Origin of the sequence: Psychrilyobacter sp. (assembly GCF_037132775.1) — a bacterium.
GTDB lineage: Bacteria > Fusobacteriota > Fusobacteriia > Fusobacteriales > Fusobacteriaceae > Psychrilyobacter.
Map to the genome: position 1 here is coordinate 1 of NZ_JBAHZY010000145.1, position 22722 is coordinate 22722.

Sequence of the window (22722 nt, forward strand, 5' to 3'; positions counted from 1 at the left end):
ATGGACTGGGCGCCGAAGAGATTGGGGTGTAATCTACTCTCAATTACAAATATTTTTTGAAGAAAGATTAAACTAAGTGATAATCTAAGATATACCTTTTAAAAGAGGCTAATTTTAGGCTCTGCTATTGACATACAAAAGATAAAGTTCTAATATATTAAAAACGAGAAGCAATAATTAAAGAATTATTACTCCTCTTTTTATAAAAGTTTTACATTAATTTTTAGAGTTTACACAAAACTTGCAACAGCCCCACTGGGAATTATGGCTGGGATTTTTATTGGTTTAGCTTTTATTGCTTACATTACTGTTACTCAAACTCTTGGAACTAATGTAGACCCTGGGCTTTCTAAACTTCTTGGAGCTGCTGTATTTCCAGTTGGAATTATGTTAGTTTTATTTGTAGGTGGATCATTATTTACAGGTAATAACCTAGCTTTCCTTGCTTTTATTACTGGAGATTCATCTTTTAAGGATGTTATGAGAAACTGGCTTATGGTTTGGATTGGTAACTTTGTAGGAAGTGTTTTCATTGCATGGGTTGCTATTGTTGGTGGAGTATTTAAAAGTGTTCCTATGGCCAATAAGGTTGTAGCTATTGCAGAAGAGAAAGTTCATTTAGGATTTTCTGAAGCTGTTGCCAGTGGATTTTTATGTAACCTTATTGTAGCTTTAGCTGTTTGGGTGACTTTTGCTGCTACGGATGCTACTGGAAAACTATGGCTTTGTTGGTTTCCTATAATGATGTTTGCTCTTTCAGGATTTCAACATGTAGTTGCTAATATGTTTGTTATTACTGCTGGATGGATGATTTCGCCTTCAACTATAGCTATTTCAGATATGGTTATGAATAACTATATTCCTGTAACTATTGGAAATATACTTTCTGGCGGAATTTTTGTACCTGTTGCTTACTATTGGTTATATTTAAAAAAACAACCTTCAACTGTAGCCGTTGCTACTAATTAATTCTTCTTATCCTCCTCCGCCCTCTGGGCAGAAGGATAAGAAAAAGACCTAGATTTTTAAAAAATCTAGGTCTTTTTCTTAAGGATGATCCTCTGTATCTATTTTTTATTCTCTTCTTCTAGGATCTCTTCATCTAGAATCTCTATATCTGCATCCTCAATATCCTCAGCTAGGAGCTCTGCATCGGCATCTTCTATTTCTTCATCTAGGATCTCGGTATCTTCCCTAAAGAATTTTTTTAGTCTCAGTAAATGTCCTCTATCCTCTTCTTTCGGTTCATTTCCTCTCTTAAAGAGTCCGGTTCTTCTTGATCCAATGGTGGGTTCCCCTGCAAAACCTGTCCTAGAATCTATATCCACTAGAACAAGTTCTCCCTTCCTTATATGATCCTCCATAAACTTAAATTTCCCGGGCTTATAAACATCCTTATCTATCATCTTCTGATAGTATTTTCTCCAGAGGGGAGCAGCCAGAGAACCACCAGTAGATCCGGCCGGCATAGGTGAATTATCATCATAACCTATATAGAGAGTGGTCACATGCTCAGGTGTAATACCTGCATACCAGGCTGACTTGAAATCGTTTGTAGTCCCCGTTTTTCCCCCTTGTTCTATAGGATTCCCTTTCCTATCCTTCACTTTAGCAGTTTTCTCCGAACCATTTGCAACCACCCCCTTCATCATGTGTACAATTAGAGATACGTCGGTACTCTTAAAGTTTTTCTCCATCTTCACAGAGGGTTCGTAGATTATATGTCCCTCTCTATTCAAAATTTTGGTGATGAATATGGGATTTATATCCTCCGTTGGGAAAAGGTATGTAGGCAGTGGCCAACTCATAGGGCGATGTAGTCATTGTGCCCAGAGCAACTGTAAGATCCTTTGGAATATCCATATGTGCTCCAGTTTTTTCAACAGTTCCAATTACTTCTTTAATTCCTATTTCTTTAAGTAGCTTTATAGCAATTATATTTATAGACTTCTCCATTGCCTCCAAAAGTGTTACATCTCCTACAAAAATTTTATCATAATTTTGGGGTTCCCATTTCCCAAACTTAACCTCCGAGTCTTCCCTCACTGCATTCATAGGTATCCCCTTTTCAAGGGCAGTATAGTAGACAAAAGGTTTAAAGGCAGACCCTGGTTGTCTTTTCGCCCTTATGGCTCTGTTAAAGTTTCCGTCCTTAAAGTTTTTACCTCCTACTATACTCTTTACATAACCATTGCTGGAATCTATGGTTATGAGAGCCCCTTGAAGCTTAGGATTATTCTTGAAAGGCTGATATTCATTAAAGGTTTCCAGTGCGATTTTCTGCATCTCAAGATCAAGAGATGTATATACCTGAAGACCTCCTTCATATACTATATTTTCATCAAATAACTCAAAGAGCTTTTTTTCTATGATATCGATAAATTCCGGAGATTTAATATAATCTCTGTTGCTCTTCTCCTTTATCACAGAGATAAAGTCATCTTCTTTAAAGTTTTTAGTAACCTCCTTCTCTGCGATAAACTTATGTTTTAGAGCCTGCTCATATTCTTTCTGATCTATGGAGATCCTGTTTTTCATCTGCTTTAGCACCAGACGGGATCTCTTCACTGCATTCTCCAAATGTCTCCTTGGATTATAGTAGGATGGTCTGTTTGGAATTCCTGCCAGCAATGCTGCTTCAGGAAGGTTTAGTTCGGATGCTTGCTTTTCAAAGATGGACTTCGATGCTGTTTGGATTCCATAAAATCCGGAACCAAAATATATTTCATTGATATATTTTTCTAAGATCTCATCTTTACTGAATTTTTTTTCAATTTCTAAAGCTATAAGAACTTCCTTTACCTTTCTCATAAGCTTTTTTTCATTGCTTAGAAATGCATTTTTGGCCAACTGCTGGGTAATAGTACTCCCACCTTGAGCAATTCTTCCCTGAGACAGGTTTACTAGAATAGCTTTTCCCAACCTTATAGGATCCAGTCCCGGATGTTTGTAAAACCTTTTATCTTCTATAGCCACAAAGGCATTTTTTACATAATCGGGTATTTCATCCATGGTTACCATCTCCCTCATCTCTTTGGAGATAAGATCTATCACTTTTTCATTGGAATCATAAATTGTAGTGGGCACAGAAGGGTCATAGGATTCTACCATTTTTTCAACATTAAGAAGACTTTTTAGTGCTCCTATCACAAGAATAAGACCCAAAAGGGACATAGCAGTAAATGCTACTATAGCCCCAACAAAAGAAAACTTAAATAATCTTTTCATAATTTTCACCTCTTTTTATTAAAATATAGTATCTTTATTGAAATATTGTCATAAAGACAACATTACCAAGACGTTATATCATATTAATTATAAAACGTCAATCTATGACTAACTTTGCAAGAGGGAAGGATATGAAAAAGGAGCTAATAAAATATTAACTCCTTTTTTAACTCTCAGTTGTCAACTAAGTCTTAATCAATATTTCTCCACTCATTTCTTTTGGTACTTCTATTCCTAACACATTCAATATTGTAGGAGCGAAATCTGCTAATTTCCCGTCTTTTACTTTCGCATCCTTATATCTATTAGATACCAAAATAAATGGTACATCATTGGTTGTATGAGCAGTAAATGGTACATGGGTCTTTGGATCTTCCATCAGATCTACATTCCCATGATCTGCTGTAATCATAAGTACACCATCTAACTCTAACATCTTATCTGCAATTTTAGCTACACATTTATCCACTACTGCTATAGCCTTTTTAGCTGCCTCAAAGTTTCCTGTATGTCCCACCATATCAGCGTTAGCAAAATTTAATATGACTACATCATATTTATCCTCTTCTAACGCTTCTAATACTCCATCGGTCACTTCATATGCACTCATCTCAGGTTGTAAATCATAGGTAGCTACCTTAGGAGAAGCTACTAATTTTCTATCTTCACCATCAAAGGCTGCTTCCTCTCCTCCATTAAAGAAGAAAGTAACATGAGCATATTTTTCAGTTTCTGCTGTTCTCAATTGATTAAGGTTATTTTTAGCCAATACCTCTCCCAATGTATTTACTATCTTATCATCTTTATATATAATATCTGCCTCTATAGTGGAATCATATTGTCTCATACATAGTACTTCTATCTCTTTATATTCCCTCTCAAACCCTTTGAATTCCTTATCATTTATGGCTCTTGTGATCTGCCTGGCTCTATCCGGTCTGAAGTTGAAGTTAATAAATACATCTCCATCTTTTAACTTACCATCCACACCTTCTATAAGTGTCGGCATTACAAATTCATCATTTACTTTATTTGCATATGAGTCTTTAATAGCTGTAATCCCATCTTTTGCAGTATTTCCAATTCCATTAGCCATAGCATCGTAAGCTAACTTAGTTCTATCGTAATTATTATCCCTGTCCATTGCATAATATCTTCCAGTAATAGTAGCTATTTTACCTACACCTAACTCAGACATTTTAGCTTCTAATTCTGTTATGTATTTTTCTGCTGATTGAGGAGGAGTATCTCTTCCGTCAAGGAATGCATGGAGATAGACTTTTTCTACTCCTACTTTTCTAGCCATCTCAAGCAGCCCATAAATATGAGTTATATGAGAATGAACTCCACCATCAGATACTAGTCCTCCTAAATGTATTGCACTGTTATTTTTCTTTGCATGGTTAAATGCCTTCTTCAATGTTTCTATTTCAAAGAAGTCTCCGTCTTTGATCTCTTTTGTTATCCTAACCAGTGGTTGGTATATTACCCTTCCTGCTCCTAAATTAAGATGTCCAACTTCTGAATTACCCATTTGACCGTCTGGAAGCCCCACCGCTTCCCCTGCAGCCTTAATCCTAGAATTAGGATAGTCTTCTATCAATTTGCATATAGCTTCTGGCTGAACAGCTGAAATTGCATTTTTTTCTTCCCCATGATCATTTATTCCCCAACCGTCAAGTATCATTAGCATAACTGGTTTCTTTTTCATATCTAATCATCTCCTAAAATTAATAATTATAATAAAAATGACACAGAGATTCACTGAGTAAAAATGAGACTCACTGAGAATACATTTCTCTCTGCGTAACTCAAAATTTCCGTGTTTCTCTGTGTCCAAACTAATCTTTTCTATCTTAAGTTAATCTTATTTTCCTGCTGCGATTATACCATAGAATACTTCTGCATCCAGTGCAGCTCCTCCAACTAATCCACCATCTATATTTTTTTGTGCTAATAATTCTTTTGCATTTCCTGGCTTCATAGATCCACCATATTGAATAGTAACTTCTTCAGCTACGTCATTTCCATATAATTCTACTAATACAGTTCTTATGAATGCATGAGTTTTTTCTGCCATCTCAGGAGTTGCTGTCACTCCAGTTCCGATAGCCCATACTGGTTCATATGCTACGATTATATTTTTCATATCTTCAGTTGATACTCCAACTAATCCATCTTTTAATTGAGTTCCGTTAACTTCAGTTGTCTTTCCAGATTCTCTATCTTCTAATTGTTCCCCGATACATAAGATTGGCTTTAATCCTGCTTTTAATGCAGCTAATACTTTTGCATTTACAATTGCATCAGTTTCACCATACATTGCTCTTCTTTCAGAATGTCCTAGGATTACATATTCTACTCCTAATTCCTTTAACATAGTTGCAGATATTTCCCCTGTAAATGCTCCAGATTCATTTGCATTCATATTCTCTGCTGCAATGGCAATCGGTGTATTTTCAGTAGCTCTTACTGCTGATTCAAGTGCTGTAAATGGAGCTCCTATTATTACTTCTACTCCACCTAAGTTTTCTCTATCTATTACCAATTCAGCTAACTCTTTTAATGTTTTAGTTGCTTCTTTATGTGTTTTGTTCATCTTCCAGTTTCCTGCAATTATCGTTTTTCTCATCTTATGCCTCCTATTATTATTTTACTCCTACCTAGATTTTTTTCGTGGAGAGAAAATCCAGGGAAGATAAATTTGTTTTCTTTTAAAATTCTAGCATATAAAACCCCTTATTTCAAATACTAAATAGTACACATTTTAATCACAGATGATTAAGTTATTAATCAAAATCCACCCTTCTATATAAAATCAGATATCCATAACCTTCTAATTCAACTCTGACTTTATCTCTTAGTATATTATATCTTTTCCCAGAATAATAATCCGTATAACCTTTTTTTCCCTGTACCGGCAGTTCCACCGTTTTCTTTAGATTAGATCTATTTATCACTATAATTGCACTTCTGCCCTTATATTCCCTCTTATATGAAAGCAGGTCCGTTTCTGCTACTTTTTCCATCCTTCCATCTTCTAGATATTTGTCTCTATCCAAATCAAGTATCTCAAGATCACCATTTTTTATCAACTCTACATCAAAGTTTCTAAATTCAGAAATTTGTTTATACCAATCTTCTAAAGTTTCATCTGCCACTACACCATAAGAAATCTCATCCTTTATCAGATCTGTTTTAAATATCTTGGCTATTTTATCTCTATTTCTACTGTATTTTTCAAGGCTATTGGTTTCATTTTCAAATTTTATATCGTCCCAGATCATTGGTTTTCTGCTATCAGGAGTATCTGCACCCCACATTGCTTTTTCATTACCATAGTATATAACAGGGCTTCCATCTATGGTTAAATGGATTAAAGTAGCTAACTTTAATTTTTTTATAGCATCTTTGTCGATCAAATCAGGTCTGATATTTATATAATCATCTCTGCCATAGCTGTTTAACCTGTCAAATTCACGATTTGGATTTATTAGACCAGAATAAAATCTATCGGTATCATAGGATTCTATAAAATTCCATCTAGGAGTTTTAATACTATAAATTTTCACCTCATCCTTTATTGTTTCTTTACTCTTGCTGTTTTCAAATAAGTCCTGCATCCAAGATCCTAATTCATAGGATCCTATAATATCAAAACCACCTTTTCCTAGATTATTTTCATTTTCTTCTGTAGATTCCCCAGCTAAGATAAATTCACCGTCGATCTCTAAAAGAGACTTTTTCCACCTAGTCAAAAACTCCTTATTAGTAAGATCATTTTTCACATAATATCCATCTATCCCCACATTTTCATATCCTTTCACCCATTTTATTGTTACTGCAATCAAATAATCTTGGAGTGACCTATCCTCTAGATTTAAAAGTATTTTTTTGTTTTCATTCTTCATATTCTTTGATAATTGATCTCCCGTGAGAATAAACCAATTTTTATATCTCGAATTTTCTCCATTTTTCAACAGATCCTTATATGCAAAAAACTCTGGAGACACATAGGAAAAATTAATATCTAAGACCACTCTCATATTTTTTTCATGGACCTTATCCACTAACTTCTGAAAAAATTTATCTGAATTAGTCCAAATATCACTCTCTAAATCAGCTTCTAATTCTCTGTATGAATTTTTATCTGTAATCCCATAATCTGGAGATATATGCCCATAATCTATGGTATCTAATTTATGGCTTGAACTTGAATAATATATAGGAGATAATTTTATTCCCTCAACTCCCAACCCTTTCAAATAATCTAGTTTGTTCATTACTCCCTGCAAGTCTCCACCATATCTTCTGGTATTTTTCACTGCATAGGAAAAATATCTATTTTTAGCTTCAATTTCTGAATATGGAGGGGTATTCCAGTCATCTCCCCATTCTGTCACTTCAAATCCTTGAAGGGTTCCTTTTTTTTGCCACTTTTCCGGTGAGATCAATTCTGACCTTAAAGTTCCGTCACTCAATCTTCCACTAGGTCTAAAATAATATTCAGGACCAAATTCTGAATAGATAGGGTTATTTCTTTTATCCCCCTCTCGAAAGCTATCCACATAGATAGAATACCAAACCATTCCCTTAGCCCAACTAGGAAATTTCCTTTGTTCATCCTCTATAATATAAGTAAACGCAGTCACATCCTCCGAATAATACGATGATTTCACTCCATAAAAATATTTAAATTTACCATCTATTACCTCAAAATAATAATTTATCTTTTCCTCACTCATTTCCTCTATCTCTACCGAAAAAAATTCATATTCCCCGCGAAATCCTAGAGATTTCATCTCTTTTCTCTTTCCTTCCAATATTAAATTTATTTTTTCTATATCATTTTTTCGTACTTTGATCAGTACTTTCAGTTGCTTTTTATCTCCATCATAGGTCAGGTACTTAGTTGTAGATCTATGTTCTAAATCATCTAAAAATACATAGCTGTCTCCTTTTTTTGTCTCCACAGGGATTGGAGTATCTTCCTTTATCTTTAATATTTCACTGTTTGAGCACCCCATAAGCAGAGTTATTCCCATGATAATCAACCATTTTTTCATAATTTCACTCCTTTATTATGTACATAAACTAAGAGTGGTTTCCCACTCTTTTAATTATACTTATATTCATCTATCTCTTCATCTATAATATCTTTCATATAGGTATCTAGATTTTCCTGCAAAAATATCAGCTCGCTGCTCATCTCCACCTCTAAAAGAGTTAAACCACCAATATAATCACCGCTCTCTATGCACTCCTGCACCTTTTCTAAGATAGTTCTATACTCTAAGAACATCATATCAAATTCAGGATATCTGAAATCAATAGCTGTATTTTCTTTGATAGAAGCTAAAACATTATATACCCATTCCAATCCATTTTCTACCTCTAATAAGAACTCTACAGCATCTGTGTTTCTATTGCTATTAAAACTGCCGGCTATGGCTATAAGAGCATCAAAATATTTTGAGATGAAATCCCTCATTCCTCCTAAAGATTCCAATATAATTATCTTCGGAGATTTACTGATGAATTCCACTACTCCTATCTGTTCCTTATTAAAGCATTCATAATAATCCATCCCTTTCCCATCGATATAGACGTCAAATAACATCCTTCCATCTTTTTCTAAAAGATCTGTTACCTTCTCTAATACCCAAAAAAAACTCTTATCATCTGTATTACTTAGCGTTATCTCTCTATTATCCAATATAATTTTCATTCTATTTACCTCATCTTTAAATTTATTTTTTTAGCAGTTTTAGATAAAGCCAAGGTAAATACTACTATCTGTATAGTATCACTATTATTTTTAATCTCAGTTATAAATTCCTTCATAGTTGAACCTGTCGTTATTATATCATCTATTATTAAAACTTTTTTTAACCCTTTTAATCCATCTATTTTAAAGGCTGCTTTTATATTATTTCTCCTAGCCTCTAAATTTAAGAGTTCATACATATGCTTAGTTTCTTTTATTCTGCTACTCTTTATATAGGAATACCCACCAAATTTCAGGAGTTCCTCCACCTGATTAAAACCTCTTTCCATAAGTCTCTTATGGCCTACAGGTATCGGGATTATCCCATCTATTTTTTCCTTTTTCATCAATTTATCCAACTCGTTCCCCATCAAACCAAAGAGAAGTTCACCTATATAAAGTTTATTTTTAAACTTATATTCTTCTATTATTTTTTTTAGCTGTCTGTCATAATTCCAAAGGTAATATATATCATTAAATCTCTTTAACTTTCCCATATCTCTTAGACTTTTATAACAATAATAACACATATAATGAAGGTTGTCATCGGCTTTTTCGGGACAAAGAATACAGTTATTCTTAAAAAATAACTGTCTAATGCTGTGTTTTAGGCTCTTCATCTTTATCTAGTACCTTAGCTGAATACATCTCTGTGTACCCGCAGTTCGAACATATTTTCAGATAATATGTCCCTAATTCCAGCCTTAATCCCGGTGTTTTTTCTGCCATAAATGTAGTTTTCACTATATAGTCTTCTCCTTCACATTTTAAACATCTAAAATTCATAAATATTCACCCCAAATCGCATTCTCAATATGCTCTATTTCATCTCCTGATATAGATATTATATCGAATCTATAGGGAGTCTCCTTTATTTTTTTATCCTTTAAATAAATTGTAGCTGTCTTCACCAATTTTCTCTGTTTAGATCTGGTGATAGATTCTAATCCACTTCCGTATTCCGTACTTTTTCTATATTTCACCTCTACAAAAACTATCTCGCCCTTTTTTTTATCCCTGCATATGAGATCTAATTCTCCATATCTAGAATAATAATTTCTTTCCAATTCAAAATAGCCTTTTTTAGCTAGATAATCCATCGCTATACCCTCATATTTTGTACCGATAGACCTATTGTCCATCTCTTTCTTCCTTTTCCATCTCAGCTTTTTTTTCATTCAATGCACACAGGCATCTATAACTTACATATAATAAAGTCGTTATCGCTATACTCTGTAAGATTATCATGATCATAATTTTCGCCCCCCGACTCAGAATTATTCCTATTATGATATTACTACATATTTTTTTATTTTAAAAATAAAAATCCTTAAAAAGTTTTAATCTTTTCTACGGACATCTATTATTAATATAATTATTTTTTATTTCTTTGTCATAGATCTATAATTTCAAAATCTTCTTTTGCCACCAATCTATAAACCCTTACTGCTACAGCACAGAAGTATTTTTCTGTCGCAGATTGTACAGGTTACTCAGATTAAAAACCTAATCTCTTACACTAAGCTCACTAAAAAAATCTTTTTTTTGTTTAAAACCTGCTCTTTTCTACGTAATCTATGACAAAAGCTTTTAGTTTTCTCTCTGGCTAGCTCTTCTCCCTCTGTGTTCTCCCTGTCCATTTTTTTTATCTTTTTTCTGAGTATTTATCGTCTAAAATAATTTAGGCGCTAAAATCTTAGTCAAAAAACTATTCCTATGACAATCTACTTTCCCGATACTTAAGAGTGCTTCACGGTGCTGTTTTGTTCCGTATCCCTTATGTTTTTCAAATCCGTATCCAGGATAAAGTTCACCATATTTTACCATGATTCTGTCCCTACTTACCTTAGCTATGATACTTGCAGCTGCAATAGCCAGACTTTTTCCATCTCCTTTAATCACAAACTCCTGAGGAGCATCATATTCACGAATCTTATGATTCCCATCAATTAGAGCAAGATCAAATTCTGTCCCATCGGCTTTTAGATCTTCTATTGCTCTTCTCATAGCAAGAAATGTAGCATTCAAGATATTTACCTCATCTATCTCCTTTTCATTGGCTATCCCGACTCCGACTTCACAGTTGGCTAAGATTAGGTCAAATAGAAATTCTCTTTTTTTCTCAGTCAATTTTTTCGAGTCATTTATCATATCAAACTCTTCTACATAGTTTATTATCTTTACAGCAGATGCTACCACAGGCCCTGCAAGAGGTCCACGTCCAGCCTCATCTATCCCTATTATACTATCTCCATATTCCTTATCAAACTCTTGCATGATGTTTTTGTTTTCTTTCATTAAATACTCTCCTTCCTTCTATGATTTAAATCAGATTTAATATACAAGAAAAAGATTGCCCCAGCAATCTTTTTCTTATTACTTTTTATGTTAATTTAAAATTCGTTACCCGTTAAATTCTAAGCCTAAATCTTTCATTACCTTTTTAAAATCTTCCGGCAGGTCTCCTACAATTTCCAATTTTTCCCCTGTGACAGGATGATCAAATTCTAATTTATATGCATGTAACATCTGTCTTTCTGCTTTTTTAGAAGCCTTCCCATATACGTCATCTCCCAGAATTGAACGATTTAAATATTTCATATGGACTCTTATTTGATGAGTTCTTCCAGTTTCTAGATCTACCTCTAGTAAACTAAAGTATTCAACTTCATTTATTACCTTATAATTAGTTATAGCCGTTCTACCCTTGTCTCTGACAACAGTCATCTTCTTTCTATCTTTATGGTCTCTACCTATTTGATTTTCTATCCTATCTTCTTTTTTCTTAAAGTTTCCCTTACATATAGCAAGATATGTTTTCTTTATAGTTTTATCTTTAAACATCTCTGTTAATCTAAGGTGAGCTTCATTGGTTTTAGCTACGATTATAAGTCCACTTGTATTTTTATCCAATCTATGAACTATCCCAGGCCTAACTACTCCACTTATAGTAGATAGATCTTTTACATGATGCATTATTGCATTTACTAGTGTTCCACTATGATGTCCTACTGCTGGATGGATTACCATACCTGGTTTTTTATTTATTATCACAATATGCTCATCTTCATATACTATGTCCAATGGAATATCTTCTGCAACAACATCTAAAATTTCATCTTCTAATATAGTTACATTTATCTCTTCATTCCCTTTTAATTTATTTCCAGGACGTGTTTTATTCTTACCTACGATCTCTACTAACTCGTCTTCTATAAGTTTTTGTGTATATGATTTAGTATACCCTTCTATCTGTTCACTTACAAAAGTATCTAACCTTGTCCCTCTATCTTCAATTTCAGCTTTTAAATTTAATATTTCTTTTATTTCTCTCATAATTTATATTCTCCTTCTTCTTTTTTTATTCTAAATATTTTTTATAATTTTGACACAATCTACACTGAGCTCCTCAAATAATCGCAAAGGGCATAGAACTATTGATTTTATCTAATAAAACATCTTCACTATTCCTGCTCCTAAGACCAGCTGTACCACCATAAGTACCAATGAATATGCAATTAATCTTTTCCCATTAACCAATAGAGTCTTTATATTTATCTTACCACCTATTCCAATAAGTGCAAACATCAACAGATATTTAAAAGTATAACTAAATACAAGCTTTAAATATTTAACTCCATCTGTATACCATTGTAATTCTATTTTTTCTATTCCATATTCCAAGGTTGTAAATATAGCTCCCACAACCATAAAGCCCTTGACAAAAAAAGGTAGTTTTGTTGTTTTTGTCTCCATTTTTTTGTCATCTGTAGATTTTTTCTTTTTTATTCTAACCATATAGATTAAAATCAAGGGGAAAAATAATAATTTCCCTGTTTTTATCAGGAGTGCTAAACCCAAAGATTCAGCCCCAATACTGTAAGCCGCAGGTATTAGATGAATAAATGAGCTCAAAGTCCCACCTATATATAGAGCAGCTTGGGTGGAATCAAAATCTAAAAATCTCGATATACTAGGCATGATCATCATAGCTGTCAGCCCTAAAATATTCATGGCAATGATCGCCATGGCAAATTCTTCCTCTGGCCGCTCCAGCACTTCTGAAAATCCAGCTATACTCGCTACTCCTCCAGACCCCAATACCAATCCGAATTCTTCCTTCTCGCCCATAAATTTAGCCACATATTTGGCTGTAAATAATAACATCACAACCATTAAAAATACAAAACCTATGATTTCCACTCCTAAATCCAGTAAAATTATATAGTTTACCTTCACTCCTAAACATGTAATTGCTGTGGGTAATATTTTTTTATTAGCAAAGTTAAATCCAGGATAAAACTTGTATGCTTTTCTCCCTAAGAATAAATTTCCTACGACTATTCCTAACATCAATGCTGTATTTATTTCATTCCATCCAAATATTTTAGATATCCATATAGCCACAACAAGTAAAATAGTAGTTAAACCAAGACCTAACCTATCCTTTTTTACCATATTCATCTCCTCATTTTATTTTTTCACATCTAGTATTATATCATAATTATAGAGATAATAGTAAAAGCAATTAACTATTTGATAAAATTTTTGAGTGGTGATTTTCTTTAAAAAATGATAGAATATAGAAAATTATATACACGATAGGTTCATTTTGATTAAAAGGGAAATGGGTTAAATCCCCATGCGGTCCCGCCACTGTGAAAGTTATGAAACTACACGAATCCACTAGATTTTTCTGGGAAGGAGTAGGAGTAAGCCAAAGCTTGAGTCAGGAGACCTACCTAATGTGTTTTTATTTTTCTTGCGAGGACAAGGAGATACTTTTACTGTGTAAAAAGTTTTTTAGTACCTCAAAAAGGTACTTTTTTTATTCTAAAAAATATCATAAGGAGTTAAACATATGTCTAAAATAATTATCTATTTCCTCCTATTTATAAGTTCTTATTCTATAAATCATGTAAATATCAATAAATTAGATGTTCAGAGTAGAAATGGCACTGTATTTATGAGTATGAATTCATTTTCAAAAATAGGAGTAGATTTAAAGAGATCTAAAAATACATTCATTTTAAATACAGACCTTGGAAAATATTACCTCATAGATAATAGGATCATCACTCCGCAGAAGGAATACACATATCTATCTATACCTTTTATATCCCAGGAAAAATACTACCTGCCATTAGAACTAATTTTAGAACTAAATGGAGCCTATCTAAAAAATAATAAGATCATTAGATCTGTTGAACCTAAAAATCCAAATATTTTTCCTAAAAGGATCATCTCCTTATCTCCTGGTATTACAGAAAAAATATTTGCTCTGGGAGGAGAAGATCTTCTCGTAGGTAGAACATCATTTTCCACATACCCAGAGGAAGTAAAAAATATAGATATTGTAGGAACTATGTTTGAACCGAATTTAGAAATTATTCTAGATAAAGATCCAGACACTGTCATAGCAGAGACTCATTTTAGGAAAAAATTAATGTCTACCCTAAATTCCTTGGGAATTTCAGTAACTAAATATCAAACTCCTATAAATATACCAGAGATTCATAGGAGTATCGTAGATTTAGGAGTTCTACTAGGAAGACATCTAGAAGCTCGTGGATTAAACGCTTCTTTAAAAGATAAGATCAACTACACCAGATATATATTGAGAGATCAGGAGGTCCCAAAAGTTTATTATGTTTTGGGTAGTGGTAAAACCGATATTACCCCAGGAGGAGATACTTTTATTAACTCCCTCATGGTCTTAGCCGGCGGAGAAAATATAGCCAAAGAAAAAAATGGATGGAGATATTCCTTGGAGGAATTGATCCTAAATAACCCGGATATTATTTTTGGGAGCCAAAGAAATATAGATAATATGTTGATGGAGGAGAATTACTATTTTTTAACTGCAATTAAAAATAAAAATCATTATATTATTCCGGATGACAGTATCTTCAACCTTCCTGGTCCCCGGGCTCTTACACAGGGGATCTATGAGATGGTAAAAATATTTCACCCTGAATCAGCTAAAAAATTAAAACCCAAATATTAAAAGTTTCAGAGGCAGCAATGAGGAGAAAAATTATGAGACATAAAAATATAGGCCCCAAAAAACGGAGTGCAATTATAGACTTTTTTATACTTTCTATCTTACTTCATATGGTAGTTTTTATCGGTTTTTCAAAAATTTCAAATAAAGATTTAAAAAACGGAGTAAAACCCCTAAATATCAATGTTAATTTAACTATGTCTACCATGGGCAACAGTGACAAGACCCTGGCTAAGATGACTACAAAAAAAGAAACAAACATAGCCGAGAGACCCAAAGAAATCCCAAAGAAATCCCATCCTAAAAAGAAGACAAGCCCTAAAAAACAAGTAGTTCAAAAAAAGGCAGTGATTATAAGACCTATTGACTCCAATGAGGCTAAGCCAAATAAAAATATAGAGAAAAATATAACTACAAATGATACCATCTTAGGAGATCAGGAAAACGATAAAAATTTAATAAAGATTAAAAATGGGCAATATGCTCTTAAAAATCAAAAAGTTTCAGGAATCCATGTGGTTATCCACAAAGAAATCCCTCCTAGCTATCCAAATCTTGCTCTCAAGATGGGATATCGAAAAGAAACTCTGGTCAAAGTTAAATTTTTAGTGGATAGAAAAGGTAGAGTAGGAGAGGTTAAATTTTATACAAATTCTAAATACGGTTTTGAAGATGAGGTCGAAAAAGCTCTAAAACAATGGGTTTTTGAACCCATCATTTATCGTGGCAAACCTATGGCTATATATTTTTATAAGATATTTCGTTTCGTTTCTAAGAGTTAACTTACCTCTATCAGGCAGTTTATTTTTAATACTTCTCCAAATAGATAAAACCCCAGAAAATAAATTTCTGAGGTTTTTTTTATCTTACATTGTATATCTAAATCCTACATAGTATTGTCTTTCCGGTGCAGGATAGTAATAATATCCTGTTGTTGATTTATACCCTGAATATTCATAGTATTCTTCACTGGTTAAGTTCTTAATTCCTCCATAGATATCAAATGAATTATTTATTTTATATGATATATTTAAATCTAACGTTAAGTGATTATCTATTTTTTCCTGTTCATTAGCAAAATCTTCGTGCGCGTACGCTTCTCCAACATAATTTAACATTAAATTAGATTTTAATTTCCCTGTAAAATCATATTTTGCCCTAATAGAAAATAGATGATTAGCAACTCCTGGAGTAGATTTCCCTTTATTTTCCCCTCCATCTATCTCAGAATCTATATATGAGTAAGTTGTTGTTAATTTAAATTTCTTAGTAATTTTCTTCTCTGCTAGTAGTTCAAACCCTATTTTTTTATTTGGATCTTCATAGTTTACATTTGATCCATAGAAACCACCTGATTTGTCACTTGCATCAAAATAAATTTCATTTTCTACTCTTTTGTAAAATACTGAAGAACTAATATAAGTATCCCAAATATAATCCTTTAACCCTATTTCAAAATTTTGTCCCGTTTGAGGCTTAAAACTTTTATTCGGATTTGTATATGTTAATTCGTCCGTTGCAGGAGTTCTAAAATCTGTACTCCAAGAAACAAACGTTGAACCTGTGTCAGAATATTTATAATTTAAAGCTAGTTCATGAGCATAATTATTATAATTCTCATCTTCTGTAGAAATTTCATTATAATCAAATTCAGTATATTGATATCTTCCTCCTGCAATTAAGTCAAGTTTATTAGTTATACTATATGTATCATGAACAAACAAACCATAGCTTTCCTTTTCAGTCCAAGAAGAAGAAGGATTCCAATAAGCATTCTCTTCAAGTTTCCCACTAGAAATATCAAAACCAGTTATAAATTTATTTTTATCTGTATTATATTTTAATTTGAAATAATTCGAGATATTAGCTATATCATTATCAAATCCATAAAAAGAATTATAATTTTTGATATAATAATTCATATTATTTGTTATTTCTAAACTATCCTTCTTATAATTATATCCTAGATCAAATCTATGAGTTTCATTTTTTCCCCAGTCATCAGGTGAGTTTGTTTGTTTTGGATTTCCTTTTACTTCGTCTTCATTTAATGACCCGGGAAACCCCATATAATCCTTATGATAAGTATATTTTAATGTTAAAGCATTAGCATCATTTATCTGATATCTCGTCCCAACCATTACATCATCCGATTTTAAAAATGAATTCTCTCTGTATCCATCAGTACTTTTTCTGGCAGCATTTCCAAAAACCTTGAACTTTCCTACTTTAGTTCCAAATCCAAAACCTGAATCTAGTTGATTATACGAACCTGCCTCTGTTTGAAGAATCATATAGTCTTTAGCTTTTCCTTGCTTAGTAGTAATTACTATAGCTCCTCCAGCAGTATTATCCCCGTAGATTACAGATGCTCCACTTGGAATCACCTCTATCTTATCTATCGTTTCAATAGGAATATTATATAAATTAAATCCAGACATATCCATACTATTCATCTTTATACCATCAATAATAATAGCTGTATTTTGTACCGCTGTGGCTCCCTGTCCACGAATATCGATTACCCCTATTTTCCCAATACCTTCACTTACTTTTACTCCTGGTACTGATTTTAAAGCTTCCACTACATTTTTAGCTCCGCTTTCTCTAATATCCTCCGCTGTAATTATGGTGATATTTTTAGGAGTATTTCTTATTGTATTTTCAAATCCATCTCCAGATATAGTGGTTTCATCTAACCGAATTACCCCACTTCCCTCAAAAAACTGATCCTCTCCTACCTCATTTTCATTTATGTCCTTGGCATAAACTGTGCATGCCAAAATAAGGGCTAAAACCCCTGCTCTTTTTATCATCTCTTTCTCCCCTTTTCCAGATTAGGTGTTCTGACTTAGTTTCATCCTACTTCCATCCCTTCCCAAGGTTTTCCCCTCAGTGGTTAATGATGGTTTCGTCCACTTCTACAGTAGTGAAGGCTGTACTAGATTTGCACTAGTTTCCCTATTTTAATTTTCTTCTTCTCTATTTTACAAAACCTATAAAAAAATGTCAAGGCATTAATCCACCATCACTTAAATTTTTATTCAAAAGAATTTCTAGACATTTTTAGGAATCTATCTTAAAATTAATACAATATTATAAAAAAGGAGCACCTCTCATGAAACTAAAAACTTTTCTTATCTTCCTATTTTTAGGAATTTTAACTGTAATCTTCGCCCTATCAAGTGGGGTCATAAAGATAAATCCTCTGATCACACTAAAAATTCTTACTAATTTTATTGTAAATCATAATTTATTCGACATCACTTGGAATCAAAATTTAGAAATAATCTTATTAAAACTCCGGTTGCCTCGTATATTTTTAGCTTTCTTAGTAGGCGGAGGGCTATCTTTGGTTGGAGTCCTTATGCAGGCTCTTACAAAGAATTCCCTTGCTGACCCCTATATTTTAGGAGTTTCTAGCGGGGCTTCTACAGGTGCAGTTTTATCCCTTATCGTAGGACTTAATATTGGTGGCCTAGGCACTCCATTTATGGCATTTTTAGGAGCTATTATAGCTGCTATCTTGGTTTTTAGGATTGCTAATATCGGAGGCAATTATAGTTCTACTAAGCTGGTCCTTACAGGGATTGCTATCTCCTCCATGTTTTCATCTATAACTACTTTCATCACTTTCTCTGCTCAAAACGGAGATTTGTATACGGCATTATTTTGGATTGTAGGTAGTTTGAGCGGGGCCAAATGGTCATCTATCTATCTTTTAACTGCCTTACTGGCCTCTGTCTTTGGAATAACTATGTTTTTTCATAGAGAATTGGATATCTTACTCTTCGGGGAGGAAAGTTCCAAGATTTTAGGCGTCAACACCAATAGAATAAGAATTATAATTATTCTTACATCTACCTTACTTACAGGGGTCTTAGTTTCCATAAGTGGTGTCATAGGTTTTATCGGCCTTATCATCCCCCATATTGCCAGAAAACTAACCAGTTCTAAGCATAGAATTCTTATACCTGTATCTATATTTTTGGGTGGATTTTTCCTTACTTTGGCCGATACTTTTTCCAGAGTAGTAATGGCTCCCAATGAACTTCCAGTAGGAATTGTCACTTCGTTTTTAGGAGCACCATTCTTTCTATGGATCATGAAAAAGAGTATCTATAATTTTAATAAATAGTTTAAAAGCGACCAAAAAAAAGGAGGAGCGATTTGAAATTAAAAATTGAAAACTTAAGTTTTGAAATAGATGATGCAAGAATTTTAAAGAATATAAATTTTGAGATAGAAAAAGGTGAATTCGTTGGGATTATAGGTCCCAATGGCTGCGGTAAATCTACCCTCCTAAAAAACATATATAATATATTGACTCCTACCAATGGCCGTATTTTCATCGATAATACCTCTATAGATGATTTTTCCTCCAAGGACTTAGCCAAAAAAATATCCACCCTTACACAGCATTCAGGGGGGGGCTTTGATTTTTCCATTATCGATATCGTTCTTATGGGGAGGTATGCTCATTCCTCCATGTTTTCTTCTACATCAAAAAAAGATCTCGAGATAGCCAAAGGGGCTTTGGAGAAAGTCGGCTTAGCTCATTTTGAAAGTAGGAGTTTCCTCAGTCTTTCTGGGGGAGAACAGCAGAGAGTTATGATTGCTAGAGCTATTGCAGGAGAAAATGATTTCTTTATCTTAGATGAACCTACAAATCACTTGGATATCAGATACCAGTTAGAAATAATGGATATTATGAAATCACTGGATATCACTATGTTTTCTGCAATCCATGATATGAATATTGCAGCTACATATTGTGATAAACTCATCCTTTTAGAGGAGGGTAAGATAATAACTATTGGTACTCCTGATGAAGTTTTATCCAAGGAAAATTTTAAAAACATATTCGGTGTAGATGTCTATCTGTCTACTAATCCATATACCAATAAACTTTCTATAAACTACATTCCAAAGGGTAATTTATAGCTTAAAAAATGGGGGTGATATTTACCCCCATTTTTTAAATTCAGAAGTAATAGAACTACTTCTATTTTTCAAATAAAAATAGATCTTTCCTTAAATTATACACCTTTATAAATGTAGTTACAATTTGAGGTGCAAACTGTGTTCCTTTATTTTTAACAAGTTCCTCAATTGCTTCCTGACAAGTCAATTGATCTTTATAGGATCTTTTTGATGTCATAGCATGCCAAGAATCAGCTACAGATATAATTTGAGATAACAATGGAATTTCTTCTCCCTTTAACCCTTCTGGGTAACCTATTCCATCCCAACGTTCATGGTGGTATAGGATATATTTAGAAACTTTCTTCAAACTTTCATTTTTAGAGACTATCTCATATCCAGTTTTAGAATGCTCTTTAATAATTTCATATTCCTTATCTGTTAGTTTTTCTGACTTGTTTAATATTTCAATAGGCACAATAATTTTCCCAATATCATGCATGGTCGCAGCCCAATATAGATCATCTAAATCACTACCTTTTAAACCTAATGCTTTACCTATTTCAAGACTGTATGAGGCCACTGCTTCGGAATGACCCTTTGTATATTCATCATGAAATTCTAAAGCAGCGATAAATGATTGGACTATACCCTGTTGAAATTTTCTATTTGATTTTTCCATTTTTAAATAACCACTTCTAATCATTTTAAACAACAATGCCGTTGTTAAAAAGATATAAAGGTAACTCTTGTAGTGTTCTAAAACAATATAGGTCGATAAATCTCGAGTCATGAGATGGAGAAATTTAGCAGAATAAAATATCCAAAAAATCCCAAATAACATATAGTACATAACAATCTTTATTAAATTTTTATATTCGTAGTTCATAAGATTCTCCTTTTTTAATTTAATCAATTTTTTTCACCTTTAAATCCCCTCGTACTACAAATATTTAAAATACATTAACTTAATTATACTTTATTTTTTCCCCTTTGGGGATTAAAATTTCCTCCTTTTTTAATTTTTTTTTTTTGAGTGGTGGTTTCCTAAAAAAAATGATAAAATAAAATAAAAATAAGTTGTATACTTACAATTTCGCAGAGGCGAAAAGGAGAAAAAAATTATGAGACACAAAAAAATTATGATTCAGGGAACCGGGTCTTCTACAGGAAAAAGTGTTATCGTAGCTGGTTTAGCTAGAATTTTTTATAAAGATGGAAATAAAGTAGCACCCTATAAATCTCAGAATATGGCTCTCAACTCATATATAGATGAAGATGGATTGGAGATGGGTCGAGCTCAGGTTGTTCAGGCAGAGGCATGCAATACCCCTCCCCGGGCGTATATGAATCCTATCTTAATGAAACCTAACTCAGATAATGATTCACAGATCATCCTTGAGGGAATTCCCTATAAGAATATGAATGCTAAGGAATACTTTAAAAATACAGAGTATTTTAAATCTATTGCCCTAAAAAACTATAAGATCATCGAAGATAACTATGATATAGGTATTTTGGAAGGTGGCGGTTCTCCCGCTGAGATGAACCTTAGAGATGTAGACTTGGTCAACATGGGGATGGCAGAATTAATCGATTCTCCTGTTATCCTTGTGGGAGATATAGAAAGAGGCGGAGTTTTCGCTTCCCTCTACGGTACCGTTTTGATGTTAGATGAAAAAGATAGAAAAAGAATTAAGGGAATTATTATCAACAAATTTAGAGGTGATATAGATCTTCTGACACCTGGAATAGAAGACTTGACAAATCGTCTCCTTCAAGCAGGAATTGATATTCCTATTTTAGGAGTTATCCCTTGGGTTCCTTTAAACATTGAGGAAGAGGATGTTCTTACAAATAAATTTGGGAAAAATCAAGAAAAAAATGATCTGAATATTGCAGTGATCAGATTAGATAAGATGTCAAACTATACAGATTTTGATGCACTTTCATACTACAGAGATCTCAGTCTTAATTTTACTCTTTCTAAATCTGAGATTTGCGAGGCTGACATCATCATCATCCCAGGAAGTAAAAACACCATACAGGATCTTATCAAATTAAAACAACTAGGTATCGATAAGATTATTATTGAACAGAGTAAAAAAGGGAAGATTATCGTGGGAATTTGCGGTGGTTACCAGATTCTAGGTAAAGAAATTTTGGATCCCCATATGATTGAATCCAAAGATAAAGTGATAAAGGGCTTGGGACTTCTAGATGTCACAACTACCATGGAAAAAGAAAAACAGACATTCCAAACCACTGAAATAATAACCAATAATACAGGACTTTTGAAGGGTTGTATGGGTTGCAGTGTCTCTGGATATGAGATCCACCAAGGAGTTACCGAGTCAAAAGAGAGTTCTATCTTTAAAAACAAACCAAATTTAGGAGTACTAAAAGATAATGTCTTTGCTACCTATATCCATGGAGTTTTTGACAATTCAATTTTTACTCGAACTTTTATAAATAATATCAGGATATCCAAAGGATTAGAACCCATAGATGACTATTTTGACTTCGAAAAATTTAAAGTGGATGAATACGACAAATGGGAAAATACCCTACGGAACTCATTGGATATAGAAAAAATATATGAAATATTAGAAAAAAAAGAGAAATAATGCCTAATTTATTAGTATAAAAAAAAAGAACTCTATGGTGGTCGTGTTTGTCAAACAGTTTATGAAAAAACTTAAGCAATTTTTTGAGTACTAAAATATACCTTAGCAGGTGTTTCATAATCTAAAGAACTATGTCCTCTATCGTTATTATAAAAATTAATATACCTTTTTAT

General features: G+C 33.0%; 21 protein-coding genes and 2 riboswitches. Of the genes, 6 read left to right on the forward strand and 15 right to left on the reverse strand.

The genetic code is table 11. The features are described 5' to 3' along the window. Positions 1–255: 255 nt before the first annotated feature. Positions 256–969 (forward strand): formate/nitrite transporter family protein, encoded by a 714-nt coding sequence (locus V5784_RS11250; RefSeq protein WP_336889136.1) that lies wholly within the window; start codon positions 256–258, stop codon positions 967–969. 98 nt (positions 970–1067) lie between these two features. Here V5784_RS11250 and V5784_RS11255 read toward each other — a convergent pair whose 3' ends face one another. The 13 genes from V5784_RS11255 to V5784_RS11315 all read right to left on the reverse strand — a co-directional run bounded on the left by V5784_RS11255 (position 1068) and on the right by V5784_RS11315 (position 13453). After that, positions 1068–1808 carry a penicillin-binding transpeptidase domain-containing protein gene (locus V5784_RS11255; protein WP_336889116.1) on the reverse strand — a complete coding sequence of 247 codons (741 nt, stop codon included), beginning with the start codon at positions 1806–1808 and terminating at the stop codon, positions 1068–1070. Next, the gene (locus V5784_RS11260) at positions 1732–3228 is read right to left on the reverse strand and encodes a transglycosylase domain-containing protein (RefSeq protein WP_336889117.1); all 1497 of its coding nucleotides are present in this window, start codon (positions 3226–3228) and stop codon (positions 1732–1734) included. Before V5784_RS11260 ends, V5784_RS11255 begins: the two co-directional genes overlap by 77 nt. Before the next feature lie 184 nt (positions 3229–3412). After that, a complete protein-coding gene (gene gpmI, locus V5784_RS11265) occupies positions 3413–4939 on the reverse strand; it encodes a 2,3-bisphosphoglycerate-independent phosphoglycerate mutase (protein ID WP_336889118.1) in 1527 nt (508 codons plus the stop codon). 156 nt (positions 4940–5095) lie between these two features. Then, complete coding sequence (gene tpiA / locus V5784_RS11270) at positions 5096–5860, reverse strand: triose-phosphate isomerase (RefSeq protein WP_336889119.1); 765 nt, start codon at positions 5858–5860, stop codon at positions 5096–5098. Between the two features lie 157 nt (positions 5861–6017). Next, positions 6018–8294 carry an alpha amylase N-terminal ig-like domain-containing protein gene (locus tag V5784_RS11275; RefSeq protein WP_336889120.1) on the reverse strand — a complete coding sequence of 759 codons (2277 nt, stop codon included), beginning with the start codon at positions 8292–8294 and terminating at the stop codon, positions 6018–6020. Between the two features lie 50 nt (positions 8295–8344). Continuing rightward, on the reverse strand, positions 8345–8956 hold the full coding sequence (locus V5784_RS11280; protein WP_336889121.1) for a hypothetical protein: 612 nt from the start codon (positions 8954–8956) through the stop codon (positions 8345–8347). A 5-nt stretch (positions 8957–8961) separates the two neighbouring features. Then, entirely contained in the window at positions 8962–9492 is a 531-nt protein-coding gene (locus tag V5784_RS11285; RefSeq protein WP_336889122.1) for a phosphoribosyltransferase family protein, read from the reverse strand. Positions 9493–9589: 97 nt separating this feature from the next. Further along, complete coding sequence (locus tag V5784_RS11290) at positions 9590–9781, reverse strand: zinc ribbon domain-containing protein (protein ID WP_336889123.1); 192 nt, start codon at positions 9779–9781, stop codon at positions 9590–9592. Beyond that, a complete protein-coding gene (locus V5784_RS11295) occupies positions 9778–10137 on the reverse strand; it encodes a YraN family protein (protein ID WP_336889124.1) in 360 nt (119 codons plus the stop codon). Before V5784_RS11295 ends, V5784_RS11290 begins: the two co-directional genes overlap by 4 nt. Continuing rightward, positions 10127–10249 carry a hypothetical protein gene (locus V5784_RS11300; protein WP_336889125.1) on the reverse strand — a complete coding sequence of 41 codons (123 nt, stop codon included), beginning with the start codon at positions 10247–10249 and terminating at the stop codon, positions 10127–10129. Before V5784_RS11300 ends, V5784_RS11295 begins: the two co-directional genes overlap by 11 nt. Before the next feature lie 417 nt (positions 10250–10666). Continuing rightward, on the reverse strand, positions 10667–11293 hold the full coding sequence (locus tag V5784_RS11305) for a ribonuclease HII (RefSeq protein WP_336889126.1): 627 nt from the start codon (positions 11291–11293) through the stop codon (positions 10667–10669). 105 nt (positions 11294–11398) lie between these two features. After that, positions 11399–12331: an RluA family pseudouridine synthase gene (locus V5784_RS11310; RefSeq protein ID WP_336889127.1), complete on the reverse strand. Its 933-nt coding sequence runs from the start codon at positions 12329–12331 to the stop codon at positions 11399–11401. 111 nt (positions 12332–12442) lie between these two features. Continuing rightward, complete coding sequence (locus V5784_RS11315; protein ID WP_336889128.1) at positions 12443–13453, reverse strand: putative sulfate exporter family transporter; 1011 nt, start codon at positions 13451–13453, stop codon at positions 12443–12445. Positions 13454–13581: 128 nt separating this feature from the next. After that, positions 13582–13756, forward strand: a riboswitch (cobalamin riboswitch). A 100-nt stretch (positions 13757–13856) separates the two neighbouring features. On the opposite strand from V5784_RS11315, the gene V5784_RS11320 reads away from it, so the two are divergent. After that, positions 13857–15002, forward strand: a complete 1146-nt coding sequence (locus V5784_RS11320; protein ID WP_336889129.1) for an ABC transporter substrate-binding protein — start codon at positions 13857–13859, stop codon at positions 15000–15002. A gap of 32 nt (positions 15003–15034) precedes the next feature. Continuing rightward, positions 15035–15781 carry an energy transducer TonB gene (locus V5784_RS11325; RefSeq protein ID WP_336889130.1) on the forward strand — a complete coding sequence of 249 codons (747 nt, stop codon included), beginning with the start codon at positions 15035–15037 and terminating at the stop codon, positions 15779–15781. An 84-nt stretch (positions 15782–15865) separates the two neighbouring features. Here V5784_RS11325 and V5784_RS11330 read toward each other — a convergent pair whose 3' ends face one another. Then, entirely contained in the window at positions 15866–17815 is a 1950-nt protein-coding gene (locus V5784_RS11330; protein WP_336889131.1) for a TonB-dependent receptor, read from the reverse strand. A 2-nt stretch (positions 17816–17817) separates the two neighbouring features. Next, positions 17818–18013: riboswitch (cobalamin riboswitch) on the reverse strand. Between the two features lie 104 nt (positions 18014–18117). On the opposite strand from V5784_RS11330, the gene V5784_RS11335 reads away from it, so the two are divergent. Together V5784_RS11335 and V5784_RS11340 are read left to right on the forward strand one after the other, a co-directional pair. Continuing rightward, positions 18118–19137: an iron ABC transporter permease gene (locus V5784_RS11335; protein ID WP_336889132.1), complete on the forward strand. Its 1020-nt coding sequence runs from the start codon at positions 18118–18120 to the stop codon at positions 19135–19137. Positions 19138–19169: 32 nt separating this feature from the next. Next, the gene (locus V5784_RS11340; RefSeq protein WP_336889133.1) at positions 19170–19943 is read left to right on the forward strand and encodes an ABC transporter ATP-binding protein; all 774 of its coding nucleotides are present in this window, start codon (positions 19170–19172) and stop codon (positions 19941–19943) included. Positions 19944–20004: 61 nt separating this feature from the next. Here the strand turns inward: V5784_RS11340 and V5784_RS11345 are convergent, their stop codons facing one another. Next, positions 20005–20811 carry an HD-GYP domain-containing protein gene (locus V5784_RS11345; protein WP_336889134.1) on the reverse strand — a complete coding sequence of 269 codons (807 nt, stop codon included), beginning with the start codon at positions 20809–20811 and terminating at the stop codon, positions 20005–20007. Between the two features lie 235 nt (positions 20812–21046). Here V5784_RS11345 and V5784_RS11350 point away from each other — a divergent pair, with 235 nt between their 5' ends. Continuing rightward, the gene (locus tag V5784_RS11350) at positions 21047–22549 is read left to right on the forward strand and encodes a cobyric acid synthase (protein WP_336889135.1); all 1503 of its coding nucleotides are present in this window, start codon (positions 21047–21049) and stop codon (positions 22547–22549) included. The last annotated feature ends 173 nt before the right edge of the window (positions 22550–22722 follow it).